28 protein-coding genes, 1 tRNA gene, 1 pseudogene and 1 other annotated feature are annotated in these 25,715 nt (G+C 34.2%); of the genes and pseudogenes, 7 read left to right on the top strand and 23 right to left on the bottom strand.

Annotated features, from left to right (window positions below; genetic code table 11):
- The 7 genes from BM203_RS04990 to BM203_RS05020 form a co-directional block, all read right to left on the bottom strand.
- Positions 1–378 (bottom strand): TIM barrel protein (locus tag BM203_RS04990; protein ID WP_143453047.1); only part of this gene is annotated, 378 nt, incomplete at its 3' end.
- The gene (locus BM203_RS04995; protein WP_090093258.1) at positions 368–1,909 is read right to left on the bottom strand and encodes an FGGY-family carbohydrate kinase; all 1,542 of its coding nucleotides are present in this window, start codon (positions 1,907–1,909) and stop codon (positions 368–370) included. The genes BM203_RS04995 and BM203_RS04990, both read right to left, overlap by 11 nt.
- 11 nt (positions 1,910–1,920) lie before the next feature.
- Entirely contained in the window at positions 1,921–2,922 is a 1,002-nt protein-coding gene (locus tag BM203_RS05000) for a hypothetical protein (protein WP_090093259.1), read from the bottom strand.
- A gap of 115 nt (positions 2,923–3,037) precedes the next feature.
- Positions 3,038–3,994, bottom strand: a complete 957-nt coding sequence (locus BM203_RS05005) for an NAD(P)-dependent oxidoreductase (protein ID WP_090093261.1) — start codon at positions 3,992–3,994, stop codon at positions 3,038–3,040.
- 15 nt (positions 3,995–4,009) lie between these two features.
- Positions 4,010–4,981, bottom strand: a complete 972-nt coding sequence (locus BM203_RS05010; protein WP_090093263.1) for an amidohydrolase family protein — start codon at positions 4,979–4,981, stop codon at positions 4,010–4,012.
- 19 nt (positions 4,982–5,000) lie between these two features.
- Complete coding sequence (locus BM203_RS05015; protein ID WP_090093264.1) at positions 5,001–6,455, bottom strand: PTS galactitol transporter subunit IIC; 1,455 nt, start codon at positions 6,453–6,455, stop codon at positions 5,001–5,003.
- Positions 6,456–6,471: 16 nt separating this feature from the next.
- Positions 6,472–7,203 (bottom strand): sugar phosphate isomerase/epimerase family protein, encoded by a 732-nt coding sequence (locus tag BM203_RS05020; protein WP_090093266.1) that lies wholly within the window; start codon positions 7,201–7,203, stop codon positions 6,472–6,474.
- A 132-nt stretch (positions 7,204–7,335) separates the two neighbouring features.
- Here BM203_RS05020 and BM203_RS05025 point away from each other — a divergent pair, with 132 nt between their 5' ends.
- Positions 7,336–8,340 carry a LacI family DNA-binding transcriptional regulator gene (locus tag BM203_RS05025; RefSeq protein WP_090093268.1) on the top strand — a complete coding sequence of 335 codons (1,005 nt, stop codon included), beginning with the start codon at positions 7,336–7,338 and terminating at the stop codon, positions 8,338–8,340.
- Positions 8,341–8,585: 245 nt separating this feature from the next.
- Here the strand turns inward: BM203_RS05025 and BM203_RS05030 are convergent, their stop codons facing one another.
- The 3 genes from BM203_RS05030 to BM203_RS05040 form a co-directional block, all read right to left on the bottom strand.
- Positions 8,586–9,737, bottom strand: a complete 1,152-nt coding sequence (locus BM203_RS05030) for a cation:proton antiporter (protein WP_090093269.1) — start codon at positions 9,735–9,737, stop codon at positions 8,586–8,588.
- Positions 9,738–9,774: 37 nt separating this feature from the next.
- Positions 9,775–9,831: a sequence feature (sodium ion sensor (DUF1646 type); this cis-regulatory element may regulate processes involved in with the transportation of sodium ions), on the bottom strand.
- A gap of 192 nt (positions 9,832–10,023) precedes the next feature.
- Complete coding sequence (locus tag BM203_RS05035) at positions 10,024–10,452, bottom strand: hypothetical protein (RefSeq protein ID WP_133158279.1); 429 nt, start codon at positions 10,450–10,452, stop codon at positions 10,024–10,026.
- A gap of 16 nt (positions 10,453–10,468) precedes the next feature.
- Positions 10,469–10,687 carry a helix-turn-helix transcriptional regulator gene (locus BM203_RS05040; protein ID WP_322867246.1) on the bottom strand — a complete coding sequence of 73 codons (219 nt, stop codon included), beginning with the start codon at positions 10,685–10,687 and terminating at the stop codon, positions 10,469–10,471.
- 212 nt (positions 10,688–10,899) lie between these two features.
- On the opposite strand from BM203_RS05040, the pseudogene lepB reads away from it, so the two are divergent.
- Positions 10,900–11,385 (top strand): annotated as a pseudogene (lepB, locus tag BM203_RS05045) (signal peptidase I).
- A gap of 111 nt (positions 11,386–11,496) precedes the next feature.
- On the top strand, positions 11,497–11,781 hold the full coding sequence (locus BM203_RS05050) for a hypothetical protein (protein WP_090093273.1): 285 nt from the start codon (positions 11,497–11,499) through the stop codon (positions 11,779–11,781).
- A 333-nt stretch (positions 11,782–12,114) separates the two neighbouring features.
- On the opposite strand, the gene BM203_RS05055 is transcribed toward BM203_RS05050, so the two are convergent.
- The 11 genes from BM203_RS05055 to BM203_RS05100 all read right to left on the bottom strand — a co-directional run bounded on the left by BM203_RS05055 (position 12,115) and on the right by BM203_RS05100 (position 21,216).
- Positions 12,115–12,768, bottom strand: coding sequence for an ATP-binding cassette domain-containing protein (locus BM203_RS05055; protein ID WP_090093275.1), 654 nt, complete (start codon positions 12,766–12,768; stop codon positions 12,115–12,117).
- Complete coding sequence (locus BM203_RS05060; RefSeq protein WP_133158280.1) at positions 12,761–14,773, bottom strand: bacteriocin-associated protein; 2,013 nt, start codon at positions 14,771–14,773, stop codon at positions 12,761–12,763. Before BM203_RS05060 ends, BM203_RS05055 begins: the two co-directional genes overlap by 8 nt.
- A gap of 202 nt (positions 14,774–14,975) precedes the next feature.
- The gene (locus tag BM203_RS05065) at positions 14,976–15,347 is read right to left on the bottom strand and encodes a lactococcin 972 family bacteriocin (RefSeq protein ID WP_090093278.1); all 372 of its coding nucleotides are present in this window, start codon (positions 15,345–15,347) and stop codon (positions 14,976–14,978) included.
- 187 nt (positions 15,348–15,534) lie between these two features.
- On the bottom strand, positions 15,535–15,723 hold the full coding sequence (locus BM203_RS08320) for a hypothetical protein (protein ID WP_244269960.1): 189 nt from the start codon (positions 15,721–15,723) through the stop codon (positions 15,535–15,537).
- 303 nt (positions 15,724–16,026) lie between these two features.
- Positions 16,027–17,286 (bottom strand): tyrosine-type recombinase/integrase, encoded by a 1,260-nt coding sequence (locus BM203_RS05070; RefSeq protein WP_322867147.1) that lies wholly within the window; start codon positions 17,284–17,286, stop codon positions 16,027–16,029.
- Between the two features lie 22 nt (positions 17,287–17,308).
- The gene (locus BM203_RS05075; protein ID WP_090093280.1) at positions 17,309–17,503 is read right to left on the bottom strand and encodes a helix-turn-helix transcriptional regulator; all 195 of its coding nucleotides are present in this window, start codon (positions 17,501–17,503) and stop codon (positions 17,309–17,311) included.
- Positions 17,504–17,505: 2 nt separating this feature from the next.
- Positions 17,506–17,775 carry a hypothetical protein gene (locus BM203_RS05080; RefSeq protein WP_208856620.1) on the bottom strand — a complete coding sequence of 90 codons (270 nt, stop codon included), beginning with the start codon at positions 17,773–17,775 and terminating at the stop codon, positions 17,506–17,508.
- A gap of 172 nt (positions 17,776–17,947) precedes the next feature.
- Positions 17,948–19,009 (bottom strand): Rep family protein, encoded by a 1,062-nt coding sequence (locus BM203_RS05085; RefSeq protein ID WP_090093283.1) that lies wholly within the window; start codon positions 19,007–19,009, stop codon positions 17,948–17,950.
- Between the two features lie 204 nt (positions 19,010–19,213).
- Positions 19,214–19,822 carry a hypothetical protein gene (locus BM203_RS05090; protein ID WP_090093284.1) on the bottom strand — a complete coding sequence of 203 codons (609 nt, stop codon included), beginning with the start codon at positions 19,820–19,822 and terminating at the stop codon, positions 19,214–19,216.
- A gap of 5 nt (positions 19,823–19,827) precedes the next feature.
- Positions 19,828–20,898, bottom strand: coding sequence for a cell division protein FtsK (locus BM203_RS05095; protein WP_090093285.1), 1,071 nt, complete (start codon positions 20,896–20,898; stop codon positions 19,828–19,830).
- Positions 20,899–20,901: 3 nt separating this feature from the next.
- Positions 20,902–21,216, bottom strand: coding sequence for a hypothetical protein (locus BM203_RS05100; RefSeq protein ID WP_090093286.1), 315 nt, complete (start codon positions 21,214–21,216; stop codon positions 20,902–20,904).
- Between the two features lie 159 nt (positions 21,217–21,375).
- On the opposite strand from BM203_RS05100, the gene BM203_RS05105 reads away from it, so the two are divergent.
- The 3 genes from BM203_RS05105 (at position 21,376) to BM203_RS05115 (ending at position 23,352) form a co-directional block, all read left to right on the top strand.
- Positions 21,376–22,377 carry a hypothetical protein gene (locus BM203_RS05105; RefSeq protein WP_090093287.1) on the top strand — a complete coding sequence of 334 codons (1,002 nt, stop codon included), beginning with the start codon at positions 21,376–21,378 and terminating at the stop codon, positions 22,375–22,377.
- A gap of 77 nt (positions 22,378–22,454) precedes the next feature.
- Positions 22,455–22,898 carry a hypothetical protein gene (locus BM203_RS05110; protein ID WP_090093288.1) on the top strand — a complete coding sequence of 148 codons (444 nt, stop codon included), beginning with the start codon at positions 22,455–22,457 and terminating at the stop codon, positions 22,896–22,898.
- Between the two features lie 10 nt (positions 22,899–22,908).
- Positions 22,909–23,352 (top strand): hypothetical protein, encoded by a 444-nt coding sequence (locus BM203_RS05115; protein ID WP_090093289.1) that lies wholly within the window; start codon positions 22,909–22,911, stop codon positions 23,350–23,352.
- 203 nt (positions 23,353–23,555) lie between these two features.
- Here the strand turns inward: BM203_RS05115 and BM203_RS05120 are convergent, their stop codons facing one another.
- Entirely contained in the window at positions 23,556–24,365 is an 810-nt protein-coding gene (locus tag BM203_RS05120) for a hypothetical protein (RefSeq protein ID WP_090093290.1), read from the bottom strand.
- A 428-nt stretch (positions 24,366–24,793) separates the two neighbouring features.
- Positions 24,794–24,866, bottom strand: a tRNA-Thr gene (locus BM203_RS05125).
- 148 nt (positions 24,867–25,014) lie between these two features.
- Between BM203_RS05125 and BM203_RS05130 the strand changes: the two genes are divergently transcribed.
- On the top strand, positions 25,015–25,713 hold the full coding sequence (locus BM203_RS05130; RefSeq protein ID WP_090093291.1) for an MgtC/SapB family protein: 699 nt from the start codon (positions 25,015–25,017) through the stop codon (positions 25,711–25,713).
- The last annotated feature ends 2 nt before the right edge of the window (positions 25,714–25,715 follow it).

Genomic DNA, 25,715 nt, shown 5'->3' on the forward strand with positions numbered 1-25,715 from the left:
AGCCGTCTTTTCTTCATAATAAACATCATAACCCGCCATTTGAATGTTATGAATGCCTAAGTCAACACACAAATCGATTGCCTTTTGCATCATCGTTAATGCCTGCTGGCGAATTTGGGGGTTGGCTGAACCCAAAGGAAAGCGGCGGTGACCAGAGAGCATTAAGTTATTAATGCGTGTCTTAGTAGCCCACATTAGGTCACGAAATTCCTGGCGTTGCTGGCGTGTCCAATCAAGCCGCGCCAACCGTTGATCACTTTCATCAATCGAAAATTCTAAAAAATTAAAACCTAAGTCATGTGTTAATTCAAACGTTTCCCGCCAGGATAGATTTTGTGGTAAAGCTTTTTCGTAAATTCCGAGTGCATTAGTTGTCATGATACACATTCAACTCCTTTTTTAACTTGCTTAAATTATTCCAGGCGCCATCTAGCGCTTGTAATAATGAACAATAAACTTGATACTTTTGATTATAAATCCTAGTTTCTTCACGGCATGGTTGATATTGAGCTGTTACTTTTGTCATTTTACCTACTGCAGTCGGTAGATCAGGATAGACACCACGGCCAACGGCACAAGTTATAGCTCCCCCTAAGCCTCCTAATTCAGTTGCAGCAGTAATTTCAACTGGCAAGTTTAGGATATCTGCAAACATTTGGACCCAATGCTTAGAGTTACATGCTCCACCAGACATTCTAATTGCAGTAGGATTATGACCCAATATTTTTAATAACTGATCCAGATGATAACGGTGGGCAAAGCAAATCCCTTCATAAACTGCTCGAATCATCTCAGTTTTAGTGGTCGAACTTTGCAAACCAATAAAGGCACCTTCAGCATTTGGATTTATATTACTACCATATAAAAATGGAAAGAAAAATAATTGAGCATAATCTGCCTTGGTGGTATCTAGCATTTGCTCCAAATAATCATAAATTGACTTATGATTTTGCTTAGCATTTTGAATTTCATCTGCTAGCAAAATTTTGAGCATCATATCAAGATTACCGGCAGAAGTTGGGCTTGATGCTTCAATTAAGTTATCACCAGTAGGAAAAATAGAATTCATTAAGCCTGAGTCAAGTGGCGCCAACTGGTGACTAGGAAAGATATTCATATTCCACGTTCCAGCAATCATACTAAATAAACTATCATCTAAGACACCAGTTGCTAGGGCACAAGCATCAATATCAAACATCCCGCCATAAACTGGTGTGCCACTGACTAACCCTGTTATTTTAGCTGCCTGACTTGTTATATGCCCTGCTAAATCAGTTGCATTAATCAATGGTGGTAACTTAGCAGAAATTTCTGAAATACCAAAGAAATCATATAATCTTGTATCGTATTGCTTAGTTGTCAAATTAATTAAATTATTACCAGATGCATCCCCTAGCTCCTGCAAAATATTACCGGTTAAAAGATACCGAATAAAATCTTTATTAGATAGGATATAGCCAATTTGATTGTACTTAACCGGTTGATTATCTTTTAACCAACGCAAAATAACTGGTGCCTGACTGGCCATAATTTGTTGATGACTAAGCGCATAAATTTTTACTAGTTGCTGATTTAACTCAGTCGCAATACCTTTAGCTCGACTATCCGTCGACAAAATACCATTCATAAATATTTTGCCTTCCTTATCAAGCGCATATAATCCTTTACCATGACCCACTACTGTAACTGCACTAATTTGCGTTGCTTTTAAGTGGGCATTATGTAAAGCCTCTTGAATCACACGACCAATATCTACTAATAAAGTTGACAATTTAATTTCTTGAAAGTCTGGTTGGGAAGATACACGTTTGGTTGGAAACGAAGCCAAGCCTAGTTGTTGCCCTAATTCATTGCAAATGACGACCTTAGTATTAGTTCCACCATTATCAATAGTCAAAAAATAATTCATTGTACTTCACCTTATTTATCACAAATTTGATAGATGGCCACTTCATTAGCTTCACGGTTAGCCGATAGTAAATAGTGTTGTTGTTCCTTTTGATAAACTAACACATTACTTGGGCCAAGATGACTAGCTAATAAATCGCCAGTTAAATCAACATTTTTAATCAGTTTTAACCCCTGTGCTCCTGAACGCCAACCAAATAAAAAGTAGTTATGGTCCTTAATTTCTCCACCCCATAGTGCATGCCCGAAAGGGGTTTCTTTAGTAGTTCTTGCTAGAGTATGGAAATTGCTATCATACATTCTTAAATAAGAGCCATGAAATCCATCAATTGCCAAATATTCTAATTGTCCATCGTCATTAAGATCAGTTGCTACAATATCAGAAGTCGCAATACTTGATAATTGTTGCAGTTGCCAATCATCCACTTTAGTTGGATAATCTAAGCGAAATATACCTTCTTCACCAGTAATTAAAGAATAACCTGCCATCCTTTGATAACCATGATTTTTGGTAATTCTAATTGGTAAAGCCTTTAAAGCGGTAATTTTTTGTGGTTTATCTTTATAAATACCTACCCAGACTTTTCCGGGATCAGACCAATCATTCGTATTTTTTTTGGAATTAGCAATTGAACAGCCGATATACCAATAATCGTCTTTAGTTTTGGGGATAATATCAAAGCGGTGGATATAGGGAAACTCCCCCACAATACTTTGATCCCAACCTTGCCCATTGAAAGTTTCTTTTACAATCCGGCAATGTAAAGAATTAAAGCCTGGATAAAACTTTTGCGTTGCTAAAAAATTTAATGTTCCTGGTATCTGAACCATAGTCATTGTTCCACCAATGTCTGACCAAACAGTGGACTTGTTAAAATTATTATTTAAATCATAAGCATAGCATGGCTGATTTTCTTCTGAAGCTACTATGATAAAATCACGATTTAAGGCTTGTAATCGCATAATTGCATAACAATGATCAAGCTGATCACTAAAAATTTTATTAAATTCCATACTTCTACCTCAGTTATAATTTTTGAAAAAAGGAATCCCCTCCTAGCACGAAACTATTTGGGGGATTCCTCAATAATTGAGCCAACTACCAGTGTTACTGGTAAAAGTTAAGCTATTATTTATTAACTTGGTTTAGTGGTTTCTTATCACGTAAATATGAAATCAAATTCTGTGAGGCTTCACGTGCAATCGCTGTCCGCGCTTCTAAAGTACCCGTTCCAGCATGCGGTGATAGAACAACATTATCTAAATCACGTAAAGCTTGTGGAATATCTGGTTCAGTTTCATAAACATCAAGACCTGCTCCTGCAATATCACCATTTTTAAGGGCTGCAATCAAGTCAGTTTGTTTAATCAATTGTCCCCGCGCCGCATTAATGATGTAAGCTGTATCTTTCATCTTTTTAAATACTTCCGCGTTAAAAATTCCATTGGTTGAAGTAAGGGCTGGAGCATGCAAAGTAATTACATCTGAAGTTTGAACTAAGGTATCAAAATCCACATATTTAACATCTAATTTTGCTTCTAATTCAGGAGTTAAGCGATGGGCATCATTATAAATAACTTTCATACCGAATACTTGCGCAAATTTAGCTACTTCAGAGCCAATACGCCCCATACCATAAACACCAAGTGCTTTACCCTGTAAACTCATCCCCATATACTGTGGTTCAGAGACATCAATCCATTGCCCACTGCGCACAACTTTATCATAAAAATGAAGATGTCTAACTGTCGCTAATAAGAGGGTAAAAGTCATTTCTGCTGTTGGAACGCGTACACCTTGAGGACAATTTGCTACCACAATACCCTTTTGCTTAGCATATTCAATATCAATATGGTCAAAGCCAACTCCATTAGCAGTAATAATTTTGAGGTTAGTACCGGCATCGATCAATTCTCGATCACCCTTCATCCCCATAATTAATAATCCTTCATATTCAGATAAATGTTCTAAAACCCATTCACGCGTCTCTTTTTCTGGGTCATAAGTAACATCAAAATTTTGTTTCAGTTCAGTTAAACCTGCTTCAGGAATAATTCCTGTGACTAATACTTTTATTTTACTCATCTTTTTACTTCCTTACTATATTTTCTTCAAAACTGGGTCTTCACTATCACGAACTGCTTGTATATTTTGCGGTTTGAAATAAATCCGGTTAGCATTATTATACATAACATCTTCTAATTCCGATGCAGTAAAGATATCAGTTTCTTCTAACCAAGTTGCTAAATTATGATATGAGTTAAAAGTCGAAGACCATGGTGAATCGGTTCCCCAAAGAATTCTTTTAGCCCCCAAAATATCTTTTGCTAAAGCTACATCTTTTTGACAGCGCGGAAATGGAAATTCTGTTTCATGTTCAATATCTTGAATTGCCGCAATTTCAGTAGTTATATTATTATATGGTTCCCATTGCTCTAAAGCATTAGCTAAACGATTCAAATGATCAGCACTAGGGAATGATAAATGACAAACTACAAAATCCAATTTGGGATAACGTTGTGCTAAATTAACAATTGCTTCGGGTTGATAGCTAAATTGCGTATAGTCACCATAATCAACGGTAATCACAAATCCAGGATAATCAGCAAAGTAGTGGAACATTTTACCTAATTCTGGTGAAGTATCTAAACGAAATGGATGATGATAACCATGTAACCCACCACCTTGACTAATTTCTAACTTAATTGCCCGAAAACCTAAGTCTTCTACATGCCGGCGAACAATTTCCATTGCATTATCGGCAAAGGGATCAACTGAAAAGGCTGCAATAAATTTATCAGGATATTTTTTAACAGCTTGATAAGAATAATAATTTTGAAAGCCATATAAGCTGCCCTGAAGCAAAACTGCCTTTTCAACCTCATCGTCTTCCATTACTTTTAAAGCCGATTCGGCAGTAAAATTATCATCACCCCAGCCTTCAGGAATCAAATTAAGAAACATCCCATTGTCCCAAATTGCCTGACCTTTGCCTAGGGGAGTCATTCTCCCCTTAGCAGATAAACCAGCTAACGAGCGTACTAAATGCATGTGTCCATCAATTTTTTTCATAATAATTATCTCCTTTCGATTAATAAGTTATTTTTTCATCACTACCAGAATAACCTCTATTTTTATCTGCCATTTTACTTAAATATTGCCAAATTTGTGGACGATACCGCCGTAAAGCAAATAATAATGCCAAATAAATTAAAACTACTAAGCCAATTAACAATGGATTTTGCGAAACAAACGCCGCAAATACTAAAGCATTCAAGGGGCGAGCCATTAAATTAAAGCTGGTAATCAAGACTATACCCGCTGGAAGGGCAACGCCGTAATGCGAGACTGCTCCCGTATAAAAACTACCGAGCCAGCTAGAAGCATATAATCCCAAACTAAACCAAACAATTCCATTAGCAATTACTTTTAAAATATTCCCCCGAGTCAGAGCAACAATCGATTCAACCATGAACGGTAAGGAAATCAAATCAACAATTGGCAGAGTTTTATTACCTGGAAGGATAAAGGCTATTAAAACCATAATAGGAATTAAAATTACACCTGAAATAATTGTAGCAGGCTCACCATACCCAACTCCATCATCAACTCCCAAGAACCACCGCTTTTTATTAGTAGTCTCACTAACACTTTCTTTAGCTTTAGCCGTATTTTTGTGCGTATTTTTATCAATTTCGTCTGCTAAAGGCGTAAAGGCTTTCGAAAAGACATTAGTAATTAAGGGGAAAATAGTCATAACAGCGGACAATTGTACCGCTACTGAAAAAATTTGTCCCCATGCTGCTAAAGAACCTAGGCTATTTAAATTACCTAAAATTCCAATAATTAGTCCTAGTAGGGCCCCTAAAGTAGTCGGTTCACCAAAAACACCTAGCTTATTTTTGAAATATTCAGGGGTCATTTTAACCTTGTTAAACCCTAATAAGTTCCACAAAGGATCTAGTAAAATTGCCGGTATAACTTGTTCAATATTGTGCAAAGACGCTACGGAGGCATTCTTGACCCCGTAATAATCTGACCAGCGATCAGCTTGAATTTCAGCTAAAACTAAAGTATAAAGTAACATGAAAAATGATAACCCTAGTGATAGCCAAAAATTATGAGTAACATAATAACAGGTTGTGCCCCAAATCATAAAACCAAAATTATTCCATAAATTGGAAGCCATAAAAATTTTAGTAATGCCAAGGGCAAACAATAACAATTCAGCTATCAAGCCAAAGACGAAAAAACTTAGTCCAACTGATGAGCCAAAAGAGGCTAATGAACCTGCTTGCCAACCAATATCAACAATTGGTAATTTGATTCCTGTGTTGTTAACCATTTGCTTGATAATTTTGGTTATCGTCGGCGTAAAGGCTTGAATTATCCAACCAAATCCCGTTAAGCCCACGCCTGCATAAAATGCACTCATCATGGCAGTTTTAGGCTTAACCTTTAAACATAGTGCGACAATAAAAATCATGACTGGCACAACTACACTCGCACCAAAAACTTGAAAAATACGATTAACAGTTTCTAACACACCCTCATCCCCTTAACTATGAAGTTAACTGCTTAACTAACTGCAAATCTGACTCTAGCTGTTCTGATTTTGCCGCATATTCAAAACCAAAATAATTAGCTTGTGGTAACATAGCCAAAATTTCTCTCCAGTTTAGTTCACCTGTAGTTAAGCTTGTTACCACTTTTTGGTTACCGATAGTTCGAATATTTTTTAAATGAATGTACTCTGTAAAATCAGCTAAAGCCTTAGCTGCGGTATAGACATCCGCCGCTAACCAGCTCCAGTTAGCAATATCAAAGCAATACTTAATCCCCAAAGAAGATCCCTGCTCTAAGAAAGCCTTAGTTTGGTATAAGTCGCTTTCAATTGGAGTTTGATTATCTTCAATATATAATTTAAAAGATCCATCAAGTATTCCTTTTAATTCTTGATACCAACCATCGTTTGTTGGATTAAACTCACCTAAGTTCATTTTTAAATGAGTAGCACCTAATTCATGCATTTGTTCTAAATACACCGACAACTTAGAATTTAGCTGTTGCTTGTTAAATAAAACATCGCCTACGCTGTAATAAACTTTATATTTATTTGTTTTAGCAATCTGCGCTATATCCTGTAATTCCTGCTTTGAGCCATTTAAAAGCTCACTTCGAATTTCAATTGCTTCAAAGCCTAAATTTTGTGCTACTTTAACGTATTTCACTTGCTCAACAGCAGTTTTTTTATTTTGAAAAGCTGCTGTATTAACAATAAAGTGATTAGTCACCTGCTCACCTACCTTTACTGCCTAATTGATTAGCATATCACTATGTTAATCGGTTAACTATTTAGTACAACTTGATTCTTAGTCAAATAAAAATTACGATATATTTAAGATAATATTGATTGAGGTTTAATTATGGAAAAACTAACTATTAGAGATATTGCAACTATGGCCAAGGTATCAACTGCTACAGTTTCAAATTATCTCAATGGCAACTACGATCGGATGTCACTAAAAACACGCAAACATTTAAATCAAATAATCAGTCATACCAATTTTAGGCCTAATTCAACCGCGCGAAATTTAGCCAAGAATGAAAATAAAACAATTGGGGTTTCTATTGCTGATATTACTAATCCCTTCACTTCACAAGTATTATCAGGTATTTATGAACAATGTGATAATTACAATTATCGCGTATTATTCACTAATGCTGCTAATAGTGAGCAAAAAGAAATCGATAATATTACACGCTTAAAAAATGATGGCGTAGCTGGAATTATCGTTGATCCAGTTAATCCTGACAGCCCCATCTATCAATCCCTCTCAAACCAAAATACAGTCATGGTTGACCGCCAATCTTCTAATTTAATTATTGACACAGTTGCAACGGATAATATGGCATCAGTACAAGAATTGGTGCAAAAAATGCAAGCTAAGCACTACGACAACCTTTATTTTGTTACTTGGCCTTTCCAAAATATCAGCACTCGAACCCAACGCTACCAAGGCTTCATCAAGGCAACTCACTATTCTACTTTAAACCATTTAGTTGCCGTGCCCCATCATGGGAAAAAAGTAGAATATCAACAATTTACTCAGAATATTAAGACTATAATGGAACAAAATACTGCTGCTAAAATTGGCTTCTTTTGCATGAATGCTCGCGTACTCTTACATTTACTGCGCACTATGCAACAACTAAATTTTTCTTATCCAGAAGATTATGGCGTAGCAACTTATGAAGAATTTGATTGGATGCAAGTAATGACACCACCAATTAGCTGCATTCGGCAAAATTCTGAGGCAATTGGTAAAACTGCCATGCATATTCTCCGACAGAAATTGGAACATAAGCAGGCGTCTAAACCACAGCTGAAATTAATTCCTACAAAGCAAATCCTACACGATAGTTTTTAATTACTCTTTTTAATAAAATTAATGCTTATAAAATTTAGTTAACCGGTTAACAAACTTTACAAGTATAATTGTATGCGCTTTCTATATTTTGTCAAGACAATCTTGCAAACACTTTTAGCAAAAAAACCAGCTAATGCACGCACTAAATGCAAGTGTCCAACAATTTTTTCATAATAATTGGCCCCTTTTGGCTAACCAGTAGTTCTTATTCATTATAATAATATTTTTTGTATACCATTATTATATTAAACAATTTTATGTAAAAAATGATTTAACATAATAGGTGAAATAATAGTGGTCATTATAACAATGATAATTAAATCCGAATAAATTTCTTGAGTAAGCATATGATTCATAAAACCAATCTGTGCGACAATTAATGCAACTTCTCCACGAGAAACCATGCCTGCTCCAATACTTCTACTTTCCATTTTTGTAAAATCAAATAGTTTACCAGCCCATTGCCCCGCAACATATTTACTAAAAACAGCTAAAATAGTCATTATTAAAATAAACCATCCTTCTTTAATAAAGCCAATAAATGTAACTGATAATCCAATATTTACAAAAAAGACCGGAATAAAAAAAGTATAACCTGCTGTGTCAATTGTTTTAATAATATTCTTAGCATTTTTTGTTTGTCCAATTGCTAATCCACTAAAAAAAGCACCAACTACTTCAGATAATCCAACTTTTTCCGCTATCCTTGACATTACCAAGGTAAGAATAAACGCAAAAACCACTTCTGAATGTGGCAATGAAAGTCTAGTTACTAAATTCATAAGTTTAGGTACAATATCATAGATTAACCAAACTAACCCAAAATAGCTTATTTCAATTAAAAAATTAATTCCCCAATTATCTGTTAACCCATTTTTATTCCCGTCAATATGACTAACAGCAGAAAAAATACTAAGTACAAGCACAGCTAAAACATCATCAACCACCGCAGCACCCAAAATTGCTGAACCAAGTCGAGAATGAAGTTGACCTGCATCTTGCAAAACAGCAACAGAAATTGCCACACTAGTTGCTGCAAAAACTATCCCAATAAAAATCGCTTCTAAAAGATGTATTCCAAATAAAAGACTGGCAATTCCAAGCATAAGAATAGGCAATATAACTCCTAAACCAGCAATCGTAAGACTTAATTTTAAATATTTCTTCAATAATGATAAGTTGCTTTCTAATCCAGCAAGAAACATTAAACAAATGACACCTAATTGTGCTAATAATTCTAAAAACGAATTAGGTTTTATCAAGGTCAACATAGCAGGACCTAATAAAATTCCAGCTAGTAAGTTCCCAACAACTGGTGGAAATTTGAAATGATTAAATAATCCACCCAATATAGAAGTTACTAATAAGATTAAAATATATTGACTAATAAAGTTCATTGATTATCCTTTCTCAAACTAAAAAAACTTTCAAGCTATCTCTTGACCCAAAGAGACAAATCTTGAAAGTTTTGCATTACTGTAAACTCCAACCACAAATTTTATATTTACCCTAATTATAACGAAATAATTAGTTGGTTACAATATTCAACCCTTTTCAAACGTATAATCATGTGAGTGACAATTAAACTTTACCTTCTTAATTAATAAATTTCAGCATCACATAAAATCTATTCTAAAATTAAATTTAAAAACAAACCGTCACTACTGTTTGAAAATTATTTACTTATTTCCGCAGGTAATTATACAGACCCAAAATTAATTCAATTAAAAGTAATAAATTCCATAACCCTACCAACACTGCAGATATAATAACTATAACCATTACTTGTTCATTATATCCTACACTCTTACTTAAAATCATACCCCAAGCAAAAAGACCATAGCCAATCACAAATAGTAATACCTTAGTAATTCTATATGCCTGCTGATCTACTTTCATCGTTAGATACCTATCGCGTTCATCATCATCTTCACTGGTACCCACATCTTTTGCACGCAAAAAACTACCAATAGTCACAATGATAGCTAAGACTAGCCATACACTATCTTTAAGCAGTTTAATCCACTCAACTTTATATAAAAAATCTCGCCCTAATTCATACAGGCTCAGGACTGAACATAATAAAAAGAAAAATGTTTCTAAATAGTACATCAATTTCCTTTTTTGATTATTTTTTTTCATTCTCAAAGTACTCCTGCAAGCAAAATAAGGTTTCAATATTAGTAGCAAATACCTGTGCTAACTTATAAGCTAAAATAATTGATGGTTGATAGCGTTCTTGCTCAATTGAATTTATTGTCAGTTCATTTACCCCTACTTTTTCAGCAAGTAAAGCTTGAGTTAATTTTCGCTTTTCTCTTTCTTTTTTAACTAAGTTTTTGATAATACCATCTCCATTTTTTAGACGATTATGTTAATTTTATAATTAATATTCTATTAAATTAAATTAATAAAATCAATCAAGCTATAACATTAATTAGATCTCAAAATATACTTTAATTGAGATATAATAAAAAATAAGCGGAGGATAATTTATGAATACAAATAAAACCACTAAAAAAGAAAGTTGGGGGAAAATTTATCTTTGATGTCATCGTTATGACAATAATTACTCTGGGAATCTTTTTTCTTTTATTACAATTTTTGATTTCAAATAATCGTGTTTCAGGAGCATCTATGCAACCTAACTTTGAAGATAATGACCGCTTGGTTACATGGCGCAACTTTTCATCTAAGCACAATGATGTCGTGGTGCTACGTGCCCCAAAAACTACTTAAGACGTTCCTAGAGCCCTTTACTTAAAACGAATTATTGGACTTCCTGGCGATACCATTATTTCTAAAAGTGATCAAATTTATATCAATGGCAAATTATTACCAGAACCATACTTAAACAACCATTTTAAAAAAGCTGACAAAGATGCAGGTGAACCCTTTACCACTAATTTTACTTATAAAGTCCCTCAAGGATATTACTTTGTAAAGGGCGAATACCGTGATATTTCCAGAGATTCCCGCTTTTTTGGACCAGTTAAACTTAGTGCCATTAATTGGAAAAGTTGTTTTTCGGTACTATCCCTTTAATAAAATTCAAAGCTATTGATCCACATTAAAAATTAGCAATTGCTTATAACGCTTAATTGTGCTTTAATATCTTTAATTTAAAATTAGCAAATTAGTTAGGGGGGACTTAAATTGAATGCATTTAAATCACATTTAGCAAATAATCAAATAAAATATAAAAACAGATCACCTAAGCAAAAAGCCGTTAATCGAATTCAGATGCTTTGGTCATTTTTTTGGGCATTAATGGCTATACTATTTCGACAAGAAATATTTGACTTTTGTCATAGCATCAGCTATTTGCGTCAGCTTCCTAGCTATTTAATAATCATCATTTATGGTTTAATCGTAGGCTTTTTATGTGCTTCTACCTGGAATTTTTTTAAAAAGAGTACGATTGATTTACTTGAAAAATAAGCGAAGCAAAATCAAAGTACCAAAAAAAGTAGTCTCACGACTACTTTTTTAATATACATAATAATGTTAAAGGCTCTGCATGGTAACAATATTTATGTTCCGATTGTGTTCTTAATTATTCTTTACAAATAAAAATTATCCTTAATTTATCTGCCTAAAACATTGGTAAATCAAGGATAATTAATTTAAATAATTCTTCTAAATGACTAGAAGCATAGAGGTTTGCAACTTCCAGCTTTACCACAATAACTCTTATAGTCACCAATAATAAAATCATGTGGGGCAAATTGTGATTATTGTTAAATAATCTTTTATTAAAGCTTGTCCGTTAAGTTAATCCATAATTGACCTTAAATCAATTGCAATGTCGCTGTTATTGATAATATACGGGTCATGCGACACTATCACAATCGTTTTACCCTCACTTTGGGCAAACTTAAGCGCGTTAAAGATAACTTCTCTATTCTTTGGATCAAGCGATCCCGTGGGCTCATCACACAAGATTAATTCGCATGGCTTTAATAAACACCGTGCAAAAGAGATACGTTGTTGCTCTCCCCCAGACAATAATCCTACTTTGGTCTTTTCATTTGCTTCAATATTTAACTTGTCTAATAATAATGACTTTCTTTCTTCAAAGGAAACTTTTAATTCTTTAGTATCTAACTTAGCCAACTGCAAATTCTTTTTAATGCTTTGATCATTAAGTAATGCATAATTCTGAAACAGATAACTAATTTTTGTTTGAAGAAGTTTGCGGGCTTTGGCACTATTGATTTTAGGAGCTTGTTTATTAAATAGTACTAGTTGTCCGCTATTTAAGTTATCAAGCAAGCCAATTATATTGAGCAAAGTTGATTTTCCCGATCCACTAGGACCATAAATAGTTGTGATTTTATTACTTGTTATTTTCAAATTTACATTATGGAGAACCTTCTTTGCTCTGAAGTTTTTATTTACTTTTATCAATTCAACTATATTATTCATTTAGCAGCCCCCTTATTGAATTCTTTGAAAATATTTTTAACCCGACCAAACTCACTATAAAGTCAACACCTATTGCAAAAATTAATAACACAATACCTGAAACACTAACTTGGCTGCTACTAAACGTAAATATTACGGTAAGTATTATCTGAATTACCCATAGTAGCCATAATCCCAAGCTACTTCTTGCTATAGATATCCCCAACGTTTGTTTAATTGCATACGTACGTCCAAATATAGAAAAATATAGATAAACCAATGAAATCGAAATAACTAAAAATGTAACTAAAGTAATCATGATTGAGATAATATTAGCCATTATATTACCTTCCGCTTGCTGCAATACATTTAATTGGATAGCGCTAGCTCTAATTAATTGCGGGTAATTATCGGTCAAATTATATTTTTTAAATAATGCCTGGTATTTGGTTTTATAAACCTCTTGCGGCGTCTTCCCGTGTAATGCTATTTTTAACGGGTCTCGATCATTTCCAGTGAACATATTGCCATATTCATCAAAAACTTTAGGTGACCTTACATAAATATAGCCATAATTCCTAACCTTTTCTCCGGCTTCATCAATAATCGACTGATTATTATTAATATATATTATTCTTGGATTGTTAATTTTTAGATCTTTATATATATACTGCTTTATTTGGCTTTGTAATTTTAAGTTCGATCTATACTTCTTAGCTAATAAAATACTTGGTCGTTTATTAACTTCGTTTTCTCTGACCCTTGTTCCATCACTTTTATATAATGGATTAAATCTTAAATAATTTGGATTGACGGTTACAAGCTGATATTGCCGCTTCATTTTACTATTTGGACCGCTTATTCCTATAGTATCAATCAAAATTCCGCCATTCTTATTAACATCTGGATAAACAACACTATTTAGCAGTTTGGATTGATTTTGAGGATTAATTAAATCCTCTTGATTATATCCAATAGAAGTTGGAAAAAATACGGCATAATCATTATAAACAGCAGATTTATTGTCATTAACATTAGCAACTATAGATTGATACATTAAATCTCCCAGTGGTAATGCAGAGGATAAGACAAATGTTAATAAGATACCTTTTACAACATATACAACTACGAAAGTTGCTTTTGCATAAGTACGCTTTATTAATAATCTACTAGTGGGCAGTATATTTAATATAAATGCAATTAAGAATATAACCAAACCAAGTACAACCATTACTAGGCATGCTAAGGAAATTAATGGCCAAATAAGTTCGTAATGCTTATTCACTATTGCTAAAATTAAAGCAGGTATAACTCCTATTCCCGACCCTAATAATAACAATGGCATAGTTGTCTTTTTCAGCGCAGAAACGATTGAATATCCAAGCAAGCGATAAATGCCCAGATCTCTACTAATAGATAAGCAGTAAATTATAATAAGGACCAATTGAAAGAATGTCATAGTAATCGCTAGTTGTTGAAAATTAACTGGCCCTGATTGATCAAGATTAGGAACAGTGCTTGGATTAAAATCATTCTCGGTAAGCTTAACGCCTAAATCTTTATTTAACTTTTTACTAAGTATTCTCCTGAATTTTCTGACACCAGTTATATCTTGGGTTTGCAAATAAAATAACCCTTCTCTGGTTTGCGGACTTTTATATATATCTATTCTTTTTATTGTAAAATCTGCAATGCCATATTTAACAAGAGGCACCCTGCTTTTTGAATATTTAGTCGAATATTCATGACCGTTCCTTAGCTTGACCTTGAAGGACTTGGCTAGAGCGCTCGAATCCAAATCGCTTACTTCAAAAACCGTATCATCAACTGTTTTTGAATAATCAACTGTTTTGGGCCCAAGTCCATGCCCCTTATAACCAGCTATTTTCAAAAAAGGAATGTTGAGCAGCTTGCTTATTTTACTAATGTCTGCGACTATTTTCTTATATTTTAGATCGCTTGTAGACTTGAGCGGCAGACCTAATTGAATATAAAAGTTATTCAGGTTACTTCTATCTTGATTCATTACCTTATTATGCTGGTCCGTCATAAATAATAGCCATAATAAAATTGTAACAGCTGAAGTAATTACTAGGACCACCCTTAAAAACTGCTTGAACATATCTTTACCATATTTATCTTAATAAACAAAAGGCTATATATAAACTTTTAAATTCATATACAGCCCTTAGTAAAAAATACTTAAATTTTCTTCTAATTAAAATTTTCTAAATATACGGTGCCCAGTACCATGCTTGTGCTGTCCCATAGCCTTTGGCAAGAGCATAAGAAAACTTATTGGCTCCTGCATATATAGTAGTTGTATCTTTTCCGCCTACTGCTGCCGTTGAAGAATGTCTTTCACTATCATGATAATAATTTGAGTGAGACCATTTATATCCATTAAAATAATTATGATGATCTGCAAAATATACCCAACGACTATGCGGCCACCAAGGATAACCTGGTGAGTATGTCGTTGTAGCCGGTGAATCAGACTTCTTAACCGATTGTGAAGTAAAAACTGGAGACGAACTTTCAATAACTTTATTATTATCATCAAAAGCTACATACCCGCTGTTAGGTACCTTTGAACTCATATCAGTTGTTGCTGCTTGGCTAATAGCAGGGAGGCCTGATAATGAGACAACCGCTCCAGCAATTACTAGTACTGTAGATAATAATATTCACATCCTAAATATTTATAGTTCTAGTAGTTGTAAAAGTACTCCTAGGCTGTACTTTTGATATATATTTTAATATTTTTGTTATTAATTATCAAGTATTTTAATTTAATTTAAAAATATTATTATTAATAACCAAATCCGACATCTCAATATTCCTATCTTCATCTACATGCACATAAGTTTTCATAAACATTTTAACTGTATGACCCATACGACTTGCTGCCCATGGATAAGACATTCTCGGAGTATTGCCTAACTTAGTCGCTACTGTATGCCGACAAGTGTACATGCTAATATTTATTGTGAATCAGAAACATCTTTACCACACAAAAATTATCTAATTCTATTTTTGTGGCAGTTGTGTGGCAAAAGTTAAATATTAACAACTTTACATAACTATCAACTAAAAATAAAAAACACGAAAAAAGCCCATTATCAAGATATTTATATAACCTCAATAATAGACTTCTTAAAGCTAATTTATAAAAAGTTATGCTGACTAGAGGAGCGGAGGTTCTAGTCAACAAATCCTTATATATCAGTATTTTTGACAACAAAATCTTAAAAATAATGTTCGAATTATGTTCCGTTACTAACCTACCCATAACTCATTCATTTTCTTGTTAATATCTTCTGAAAGTCCGACATAAGTTTTCATGAACATCTGAAGTGAGTGACCCATTTTATCAGCGGCCCAAGGATACGACATTTTAGGGGTGTTAGCCAATTGCGTACAAACGGTGTGACGAAATGAATAGAGACTCATGCGTTGCCCATTAGAGTTAATATCTAATTGCTGGCAAATTTTCCTAAGCATCTCATTAATACTCTTTTGTGTGATTGGCTCTTGATTACTAGCTTTTTTATAGTCATGTATATTCATAAAGACTAAATCAAGTGGATTACATAAGTCATGATCAACTAGAAATTGTTTTTGTCTTGCTTGGTAAATTCTTACTAGATCGATAACATCTTGAGGAATTGGCAATAATGTTCTTGTATAACCTTTAGGACGCGCTTTTAGAGAGCCATTAAAAGACTTAGTTAAATCTGACCAACTATCGTTAATTCTAAAAGTTAGGACATCTTCATCTCGAACTATATTGGAAAATTTTAGAGCTTGTAATTCTCCAACTCTCATGCCAGTGTAGCTCTCGATTAAAATCGCTAACTTACTGCCGTTCATTTCAACTGGATTATGCTTCAAGTCATGAACAATTAATTTTCTAATTTTGACTAATTCATCAGTGGTAAAAATGCGCCACTCTTGTGAAACTGTAAAATCACTTTGTTTGAAAAATACCTTTAAAGCATTTTCTGGTACTGGATTTTCTTTAATCACCTTGCCTTCAAGTGACTTAAAATAATTACGCAAATGAATCAAACGCTTAGCAATATTAGATGACCTACTAACAGTTGCTTTGTGCTTAGCAACATAATCATGTGCATATTTATTAACCATTGCAGTAGATATTTGATCAATTCTAGCTTTTCCAAAATAGCTATTAACTGACCTAGCGGTTTCTTGCCAAGACTTTAAAGTAACTTTGCTAATTGACTTTGAACGTAATTTAACATAGCGCTTGAAATCATCCGCAAACACAACTTTACCATCATTGGGATTGAGACCTGACTCATATTCAGCCCACATTTGTCGTTCTAATTTAATTGCATTTTTGCGATTATCAGCATACTTAACCGGCCAATTAATTCTTTTACCCGTAACTTTGTCAGTTGGCTGAATTCTGACTAAATATTCATTAGCATGTTTTCCTACTTTTAGCTTTTTAAACAATTTGATTACCTGTCTTTCTTCTAAAAAAAGATAGAACAAAGACAGCATTTGTAACATCTTTATTCTATCTCAAATTTAATTATTTGACCCAAGTTTTTTCCTGGTGATAACCCGCTTGGGTAAGCCACTTTTCAACTTCATCAAGGCTATAATAGGCTCGACCACCTGGTAATTGGTGGTACGGCATACCAGCTTTACGAAGCCTATAAAAAATTGTTGTGCTTATATGCAATTGTTCACGCAATTGCTTACCATTTAAGATTACCAACGTCATAGTTACTCACCTACAATTCGTAGCCCAACTACTTGATAAGTAGGAATTTCTTGCCAAGCAGGACAGTAGAAATTACCTAGATCCGCTGTTACTTCTTTATGAATAAATCTGGAATAATCTTCTAAATAATCGGTAAAAAGAAGAATTTCTAGTGGTTGGTCATTTTCCTTAAGGCAATTGCACACTTGACACACTAGTGCCTCTTCTACTGAATCCAATCGTGGCTCGACTTCGTTAACAATGGTAACCTCACCGATTCGACGTCCAATCAAGCCGAAACGACTAATTTGTTGAAATTCTAACGGATTAAACCAAATGTTATAATTTGTAAATTTATAGTTGAATTTTAACTTTTTCATAGCAATTGTCCTTTCTTTAATCTAAGCAAAGTTTCTTTTTGAATAAGTTTGCTTTATACTTAGCTTGTAAAAATTTTTGAAATAGCTAGTTACTATCTTGGTCGGTGTGACTAGCTTTTTTATTTTGGCGGTTAACTACTTTGTGCCTAATGGTTTTGATCAGTTGATCAGTAACTTCAATTGGCTTAATTCTTCTTAACAATTGGTTAATTGAATCGACTTGAATATCCTTAATCGAGTCGATATTTTTATAAAAATCAAACGGATCATAAGGGGTTGTAATGATCAACTTTTCAAGATTGAGGCGCTTGTCATGATAACGACTAGGAGCAGCTTTGTCATGTTGGTAAGGATCTAACAATCGTAACAAGTCACTATATTCAAAATCGTTGGGTCTTAAATCATTTAGTATTACGAAGCGTTGGCCACGGTATTCTTGAAAGTGATCACGTGAGCTACCAAGAGTAATATAGTCCTGATCTTTTAACATATATTCTGCTAAACGGGTCTTACCAACGCCAGCCTTACCATAAAGCCACAGGGTAGTCATTTTGTGACCTTTGAACTGCTGGAGCCATTGCTCATGCGTTCGGTTGACTAGTTCAGTGTCAATTTTGTCAATTAATTGCTGGTTTCTAGCAATGCCGTAAATACCTAATTCATCTTCTAGTTGTTTACGGCTAATCAGTTGTTCCGCATAACGTCTGATCTGTTCTTTTTCATATTTCGGGCTCAATTTGATTTTGGCTCGAATTAGTTTCATGCGTTTTTCAAAGTCAAATGAGGCTTTGACTGCATCTAAGGGGTAATGGTATTTTCCATCGTCCTCTTCAGCGTCATTTGTTTCATGGATTAGGTAAGAATATGCGTTATTTATCCGACCGTGCCAGACTTGAACATACTGTTGTTTATCCTTGAACAACTTAGCAATAGTTGTAATTGTTTGGGGATGTTCGTACTTAAGTACTATGTGGTAATGCTCCCGAACAGAATTACCAGCCTCATCTTGGTCATGATTGTGGTTGATATAAGCCCACTCAAGGGCACCTGAGTCATCGAGGATATTAGGTAAATCTTTTAGTTTTATTTTCAAGTGGGACTTATCCTGCACGAACATAAACTGCCTAGCTCTAATGTCTTTCTTCATCGGCTTCACCTCTCTTCTATTTTTTGGCGTTTCCTGCACACTTGCACAGTTGGTGACATTTTAATAACAAGCCCTAAAAATGTCACGACTGGTATGGATTAGCGGTTATAACACAAGTTGAGTTTAACTGCTTTTTATCCGCCAAAAGCAGCCCTTGCCGCTCCTTTGCTTAACGCAAAAGCGGCAGTGCTGCATTGGCATAAATCAAAACTTATTAGCCAAAATCCGGTAATAATTACCAACTCGTTCAGCTGGTGAAAAAGTGAAATCATGGTAATCATGGCGGATATTAGACTCAATAATAGGCAGCCTTTGCTCAAAAATAGCTTGTGCATCAGCTTGATCAGGTACTAAAAGCCAGATTGTTAGTGCGTCAGTGCGTTGATCAATGAACCAGCCTTTGATTGCATAATTGAATTCTTGGTCAATTGGATTAATGATTTTCTGGTTACGCCAGGTGTCACCGATTTTAACTTGTTTGAATTGTGGTTTAATTTTATTTGCTTGGCGTAAGCTACAAGTTGCTCGCCAGCTTAGCCAATAATTATGAAAACTATTACCGTGTTGGTAGTTTCGAGTAATTAAAAACATTGCTATCCATACTATTGCACCAACAACTGCTATAAAAATGAAAACAAATTCTACTTGATTTAATGGATCAACCAACAAATCAAGTAAAAAGAGATTTTTAAATAGGTGACTAAATATTGGATCAATTATCATTATTACTATTAGAAATAATTCAATCAAACTCATATGTAGTAAACAATAACTAGCTTTTAATCCAACAGTGGGATAATTTTTGTTATTCATAAGAATTACTTCCTTTCATCTGTATAAGTTGGGGCTAAAAATGGCAACGCGTTGTAAGGGTGTTCTTGATCAATTACTTGAATAATTCCCGTGCCTTGACCTGTAGGAATTACTAACCCCGTGGGATCGAGATCTGGAAAAAGGAATTGCGTGGTCTTGGAGTTGATGTTGCCTAATTGGACACTGACATTCACTTGTTCCCGCACCGAGGTTGGTACTGCCGTGTGGTCTAACCGTTGACCGCATAAGATCAAGTGTACCTGTGTAGCACGTCCTAGTAGGGCAATCTGTGATAAAAGTGCAAAAAATGCGTCTTTGACTGCTTTATTGACCCCTTCGGTCAAGGCTAAGACTTCATCAATCACGATTGTGACCGGTTTGAAGTCCTTAGTTGGATCATTAAAAAGGTCAACTTGCCGGGAGTAAATCACTTTCATGGCCTTACCCAGTTCATCACTTACGGATGAAACATAATCTGATTTTGACGAATTTGCAGTTGGATACAATGCTTGCAGTTGATGGTTACGAGCCCAGCGACTAGGGCTGTCGCGTTTAGGATCAACTATGACCAAATCTGAAATACTGTTTAAAGCTGATAATAAATAGGTAAGAAAATAACTCTTACCGGCGCCCGAGTTACCCGCAATCGCGATACTAGTCACTTGGTGATAATCAATCGCATAATTATTCATTAATGGAATGATTAACTTATCGTTAGTCTTAGCCCGTTCAGTAAAAAATACATCAAGGTTATGGATAACTAGACGTTGTGCTGTACCTTTCCGCCATGGGAAGAACAGACCGCGCTTAACTTCAAGCGGATTATCATATAGTGGTACAAAGTAGATACCATTTTGTTTCAGCAGGGTATAATTTGGATAAAGAGCTGCGTTGGCAATCTGGTAAATACGTTGGTACAAGGCCTCATCAAGCACATATCCCGCGGGAAACCGCGGGATAAAGATGAAGCCATCTAATCTAACAGCAATATCAAAGCTATTTGTGTAGGTTGTTTCATTTTCAATTGCCAGTGCCATATTGAGACACCTGGTGAGATACGACTTCAGTTCGGTCATAGGCTACTTCACTTCTTTCAATGTAGCAGCTCTAAAGTAAACTTGACCACGAACTTCACACGCCTCAAGGCTGTCAAGGTTTACTTTAGCAAGATATTCAGGTAGTTTTACTTGATCAGAAAATTTAACTTGAAACGGTTCAAGTCCCTTTTGGCTGAACCAACCCCGATACCCAACGATTTCTTCAGTAGGCTCATTGTTTTCCCATTTGTGTTGTGGTTCAAGTTCGACACTTAGGCTGTAGACGGGTTGACTTTGATCGACGTAAGTGGCAGCTGTATCAGTTGAGTAGCCACCTTTTCTTAACTTTGTTCTCATATGAGACCCCTTTCTGGGCATGCGCCCTTAAAAAATTTTATGATATCATGAAGCTAGATATCTCAAGCTTCATATCTTCAGTATAAAATCAGATAAGAACTAGTGACCGCACACCTTAAATTTCTTAAGGTACTAAAAATTATCAAGAGGTGAACTTTCATGACTAAATCCAAACAGTGCATCATCAATTGCCCCAATGAACTACCTCGGTTCATTAAGGACTACATTAAAAGTAATAGCCTTTCGCAAAATGACTTAGCTGAACAAATCAACAAAGAAGTTCAAAAAATTACTGGTGATCAAAACTTAACTTTAATTTCAATTCCCAAAGATTACTTAGTTCCTTCAAAGCCAAAACTTAGTGCCAATTCAGCAATCAAAAAATGGTACAAAAAAAATCCGCCAACACGTCCAGCGGATTATAGGATTAGATTAGCCCTTTCTAGGGTTCTAGATATTAGTTACTTAGAAACATTTTTTATTACTCACCAGCAAATACTAGATTACACTATGGAAGTCGCTCACCAACTAGCATTATTATTTTCCCGGGTTGCTCTTAGATCCACAGAAATTCTTATACCACTCAATAGATATAATATTGCAGCTTATTTAGCTAGCGATAAAGAAGCCAAAAACTACTGGAATTTAAACGAATTAATTCAACAACTAGCAGTTACATATGAAGATATTCAAGAATACTTAATTCTTAATAAAAAACGAAATAAGGGAGACAGAAGCATCGATATTTCTTTTTCTGAAGAACCAGATTCTTTTTTACGATTTTCGCTTGAAAATATGTACGTTATTGACGAAAAAATAGCAAAAGTGCCTCATAACGCTTATGAAATGTTAATGTCATTAGCTAGCGAACTAGATTCAATAGTACCCTTATTTCAAAAAATGATTATAGAAAATACAGATGATACTACATCCTCTTTTAACCAAGATTATATTTGGAACTTCTTCAAAATAAAATTAATAATCACTAATAATAATGAGGCTTTGACTGTTTGCACGGTTGCAATAGACTTGATTATTCAATGGCTTAAAGAACTTGACCGTCACTATATTAACTTATTAGAAAAAATTGGAGTTACACCTGAATTACGTCTTTCAAATATGTTAGAAGAACAGTTTATTTCAGGCGATACACTTATATGATTACTATTGCTTATGAAAAGATAAAATAAAATTTGAAAAATAATTTACTTTACTAAACTTGGTCAAGTTTTGTGCGAATGGCATCGGCATATTTGCCAGAAGCTAAAACGGGAGCAAATTTATTTTCGATCTTGAAAAAAATTGTACCCAGAATGAATTCGGCTGAAGATCGTGATAATTTAAATCGCTTAATTATTGATATGCGTCCTGATCCAAATGACCCAAAACCATTTCTTGATTTTTCACATGCGTATTCAGTATCACAATCGGCGGAAATGGTAATGCTAGTTATTCAACAAATGTACTTAGGGGATGTAAATGATCAAAATATTCGTACTTTAGCTACAGATGCTACTAAAGAACTAACTGATCAAATTGATACAGTTATCGACCAGAAACTTAAGCGATTCAATGCAATTAATTTAAAAATTATTGGGGTAATTTTATTACCAATGATTGCCTTTGTCTTAATGTGGGTAGGTAGTTTACTAATGAGTGTTATGAAGGCTTTTGTGAAGTAGGTGAGAATAAATGAGTCAAGTAATCGATTGGATTTTATCGCATATTACATGGATGATTGGATTATTATTTATTATTTTTTTCTCATCAATTATGATTACTGTTAGTCAATATAATCGGTTTGAGTACACCGCTGATCAAGTAATTTCACGGTCTGGTGGTTTAACTCATTCCGCATATAAGATTTTAAAAGACGAAAGTGAGCAAAAGTATCATGACATGTTTCAAGTAAGTGTACATGATCTAACAAAACTAAAACCTAATGAAATCACAGATGACGATCGATATAATAGAAAACCAGCTGATTATGGTGCGGATGTGACTTATTATATTCAAATCAAAGTACCATTTAATGTAAATTTAGGTTCGATTCATGTTAATAATTATATTCGAGCCAAAGGCGCTAGAACGATTCAAAATGAAGTAAGATTAGACCCTGATGGTGATAGTAATTAAAAATAAAAGGAAACCCGAAAAGAAAAAAAGCAGTTTAAGTTTAAACTGCTTTTTTTGTGACTAATTTTACAAAAAATGACTCAATCTAATATCTACGGATCGCGGATCACCCCCACGCATGTGGGGAACACTCCCGTTAAGTAGTGTTATTGAATTAATTGCAAGGGGATCACCCCCACGCATGTGGGGAATAAAAATTAATATTAGAAAGACATCTTTTTCTCATCAGCTCTGAACTTGTGATCTTTGGTAATGGTACCAATTTTACGATAAGTTACTGTAGCTGGTTCGAATTGGTCAATATCAGACGTTTTAATGTAGTAAACTGGTAAGGCTTCTTCTGGTGTATAAGCATACACTGGGTAGTAATCGTCCCCATCGTTCATATGGATTACAGTTTTACCAATGAAAAATCCTTGGTTCTTACCGTGGTTTTGACCATATTTTGCCATGGTTAACTCGAAATGACCATCTTTACGATCGCTATACACAGTATTAGTTTTAACTGGTAAACGTCCATATTCATCATCTAAAGGTAAATAGCCATTATCTGAATTTGCAATAGCACCAAGATAAGCTTCAACAGGTTTATGTCCTTCTTTGAATTTCATCCCATAAGGTAAGGCGAAAAATGCAGCAGGTGCATAACTTGGGGCGCTATTTAGATCATTTAGTAAGACATAAGGTGTGCCGTTAATTGTACCAGCTGCTGTAATTGACGCCCATTCTCGACCTGGATTACTGATATCATTGAATGGCTTAAGTGTTTTCATATTAATGTAACTATGTACATTATTACCTAAATCCCATCCTGGGTACCATTTTCTAGTTACTTTATGCATACCAGGTTGTTTAGATAATTTTTGAATGCGACTATAATCTTTATCAGTTGCCGTTGGAGCCGTATAGGCTTTGACTACTGAAGCGTTAGTTGACATTAAAGTTGTTGTAACACCACTACCCATCAGGGCAGTCATTAAGGCTAATTTAGTAATAATTTTGGAGTTTTTCATGATAGATAATCTTCTTTCTATGGAGGGTATAAATAAAAGTTTGTGTTGTTATATAAATGGAAAGCAAACCCCCGTTTCCTTTCTATGTATACTATTTTAGCACTAGACTATTTAAAAATAAACATATATTTTATTGCATTTTTTCTATACTAACTTGTTTTTTAATAATTAACTAAAAATAAAAAAGCACTCACGTTATGATGTGAATACTTTTTTTGCAAAAAAAATGTTGTTCTGCACACAAAAAAATGGTTACAAATGCTGTTATATCAATCTTTGTGTCTATCAAAAAAATCAGCTACGGAACATTTCTTTTTTTATGTTCCGATGGTGTTCTTAATTATTCTTTACAAATAAAAATTATCCTTAATCTATCTGCCTAAAACATTGATAAATCAAGGATAATTAATTTAAATAATTCTTCTGAATGCTGACTAGAGGATTCGAACCTCCGACCTCATCATTACTAGTGACGTGCTCTGCCAACTGAGCTAAGTCAGCGTTGTTAACTCAACAACGATATTTATTTAACCATATTAGTTGCTAATATGCAAGTCCTTTTTTGCTTTTTTTTATTTTTTCTTAACTACAATACTATCTCTGTTATTAAGCGTATAATTAAATTTGGATTTAAAAAGGGAGGAATATAATGGCTATTTTAATACCATTCGCTACAGAATTTTCTTGGATATTGCGGATTATCGTCGCTTCCTTATGCGGCGCTTTAATTGGTTATGAGCGCGCTATTCAAAGAAAAAGTGCAGGGGTAAGAACCCATATTGTTGTTGCCTTTTCATCTTCATTATTCATGATAATTTCTAAATATGGCTTTAACGATCTACTTAAGATGTCTAACATTGCCTTAGACCCTTCAAGAATTGCTGCTCAAATTGTTACTGGAATTTCCTTTATCGGTGCTGGAACTATTTTAATAAAAAAGCAGCAAATTTCCGGTCTAACAACTGCAGCCGGTATCTGGGCTACAGCAGCTATCGGGACAGCCATCGGCTCTGGACTTTATTTACTAGGTATTACAGCTACCTTGCTCTTGTTTATCGTACAAATGCTGTTTCATGATGATAATTTAATTGATAGAATTATTCGTCATATTCGCTTTAATATTCAAATTGAAACTGTCAATAAACCGCATATTCTACAAACAATTGAGCATGAGTTGACTGCTAATCACGTTGAAAGTATTTCTGTAAAAATAATGGATGTCAGTGATGAACGAATTATCTTTGTTGTTGATGGCATTATTAATAATAATATTGATGAAAATAATATTATTATGGCTTTACGCAAATATCCGGATATTAAACGAATTAGTTATACAACTAATGGGTAAAT

Origin of the sequence: Lactobacillus bombicola (assembly GCF_900112665.1) — a bacterium.
GTDB classification, from domain to species: Bacteria; Bacillota; Bacilli; order Lactobacillales; family Lactobacillaceae; genus Lactobacillus; species Lactobacillus bombicola.

Excerpts from the sequence above, each read along its gene's own strand:
- BM203_RS04995 (WP_090093258.1), bottom strand. The coding sequence starts at position 1,909 with ATGAATTATTTTTTGACTATTGATAATGGTGGAACTAATACTAAGGTC.
- BM203_RS05000 (WP_090093259.1), bottom strand. The coding sequence starts at position 2,922 with ATGGAATTTAATAAAATTTTTAGTGATCAGCTTGATCATTGTTATGCA.
- BM203_RS05005 (WP_090093261.1), bottom strand. The coding sequence starts at position 3,994 with ATGAGTAAAATAAAAGTATTAGTCACAGGAATTATTCCTGAAGCAGGT.
- BM203_RS05010 (WP_090093263.1), bottom strand. The coding sequence starts at position 4,981 with ATGAAAAAAATTGATGGACACATGCATTTAGTACGCTCGTTAGCTGGT.
- BM203_RS05025 (WP_090093268.1), top strand. The coding sequence starts at position 7,336 with ATGGAAAAACTAACTATTAGAGATATTGCAACTATGGCCAAGGTATCA.
- BM203_RS05030 (WP_090093269.1), bottom strand. The coding sequence starts at position 9,737 with ATGAACTTTATTAGTCAATATATTTTAATCTTATTAGTAACTTCTATA.
- BM203_RS05035 (WP_133158279.1), bottom strand. The coding sequence starts at position 10,452 with ATGTACTATTTAGAAACATTTTTCTTTTTATTATGTTCAGTCCTGAGC.
- BM203_RS05055 (WP_090093275.1), bottom strand. The coding sequence starts at position 12,768 with ATGAATAATATAGTTGAATTGATAAAAGTAAATAAAAACTTCAGAGCA.
- BM203_RS05060 (WP_133158280.1), bottom strand. The coding sequence starts at position 14,773 with ATGAATCAAGATAGAAGTAACCTGAATAACTTTTATATTCAATTAGGT.
- BM203_RS05065 (WP_090093278.1), bottom strand. The coding sequence starts at position 15,347 with ATGAGTTCAAAGGTACCTAACAGCGGGTATGTAGCTTTTGATGATAAT.
- BM203_RS08320 (WP_244269960.1), bottom strand. The coding sequence starts at position 15,723 with ATGTACACTTGTCGGCATACAGTAGCGACTAAGTTAGGCAATACTCCG.
- BM203_RS05070 (WP_322867147.1), bottom strand. The coding sequence starts at position 17,286 with ATGTTACAAATGCTGTCTTTGTTCTATCTTTTTTTAGAAGAAAGACAG.
- BM203_RS05075 (WP_090093280.1), bottom strand. The coding sequence starts at position 17,503 with ATGACGTTGGTAATCTTAAATGGTAAGCAATTGCGTGAACAATTGCAT.
- BM203_RS05085 (WP_090093283.1), bottom strand. The coding sequence starts at position 19,009 with ATGAAGAAAGACATTAGAGCTAGGCAGTTTATGTTCGTGCAGGATAAG.
- BM203_RS05090 (WP_090093284.1), bottom strand. The coding sequence starts at position 19,822 with ATGAATAACAAAAATTATCCCACTGTTGGATTAAAAGCTAGTTATTGT.
- BM203_RS05095 (WP_090093285.1), bottom strand. The coding sequence starts at position 20,898 with ATGACCGAACTGAAGTCGTATCTCACCAGGTGTCTCAATATGGCACTG.
- BM203_RS05100 (WP_090093286.1), bottom strand. The coding sequence starts at position 21,216 with ATGAGAACAAAGTTAAGAAAAGGTGGCTACTCAACTGATACAGCTGCC.
- BM203_RS05105 (WP_090093287.1), top strand. The coding sequence starts at position 21,376 with ATGACTAAATCCAAACAGTGCATCATCAATTGCCCCAATGAACTACCT.
- BM203_RS05110 (WP_090093288.1), top strand. The coding sequence starts at position 22,455 with ATGGCATCGGCATATTTGCCAGAAGCTAAAACGGGAGCAAATTTATTT.
- BM203_RS05115 (WP_090093289.1), top strand. The coding sequence starts at position 22,909 with ATGAGTCAAGTAATCGATTGGATTTTATCGCATATTACATGGATGATT.
- BM203_RS05120 (WP_090093290.1), bottom strand. The coding sequence starts at position 24,365 with ATGAAAAACTCCAAAATTATTACTAAATTAGCCTTAATGACTGCCCTG.
- BM203_RS05130 (WP_090093291.1), top strand. The coding sequence starts at position 25,015 with ATGGCTATTTTAATACCATTCGCTACAGAATTTTCTTGGATATTGCGG.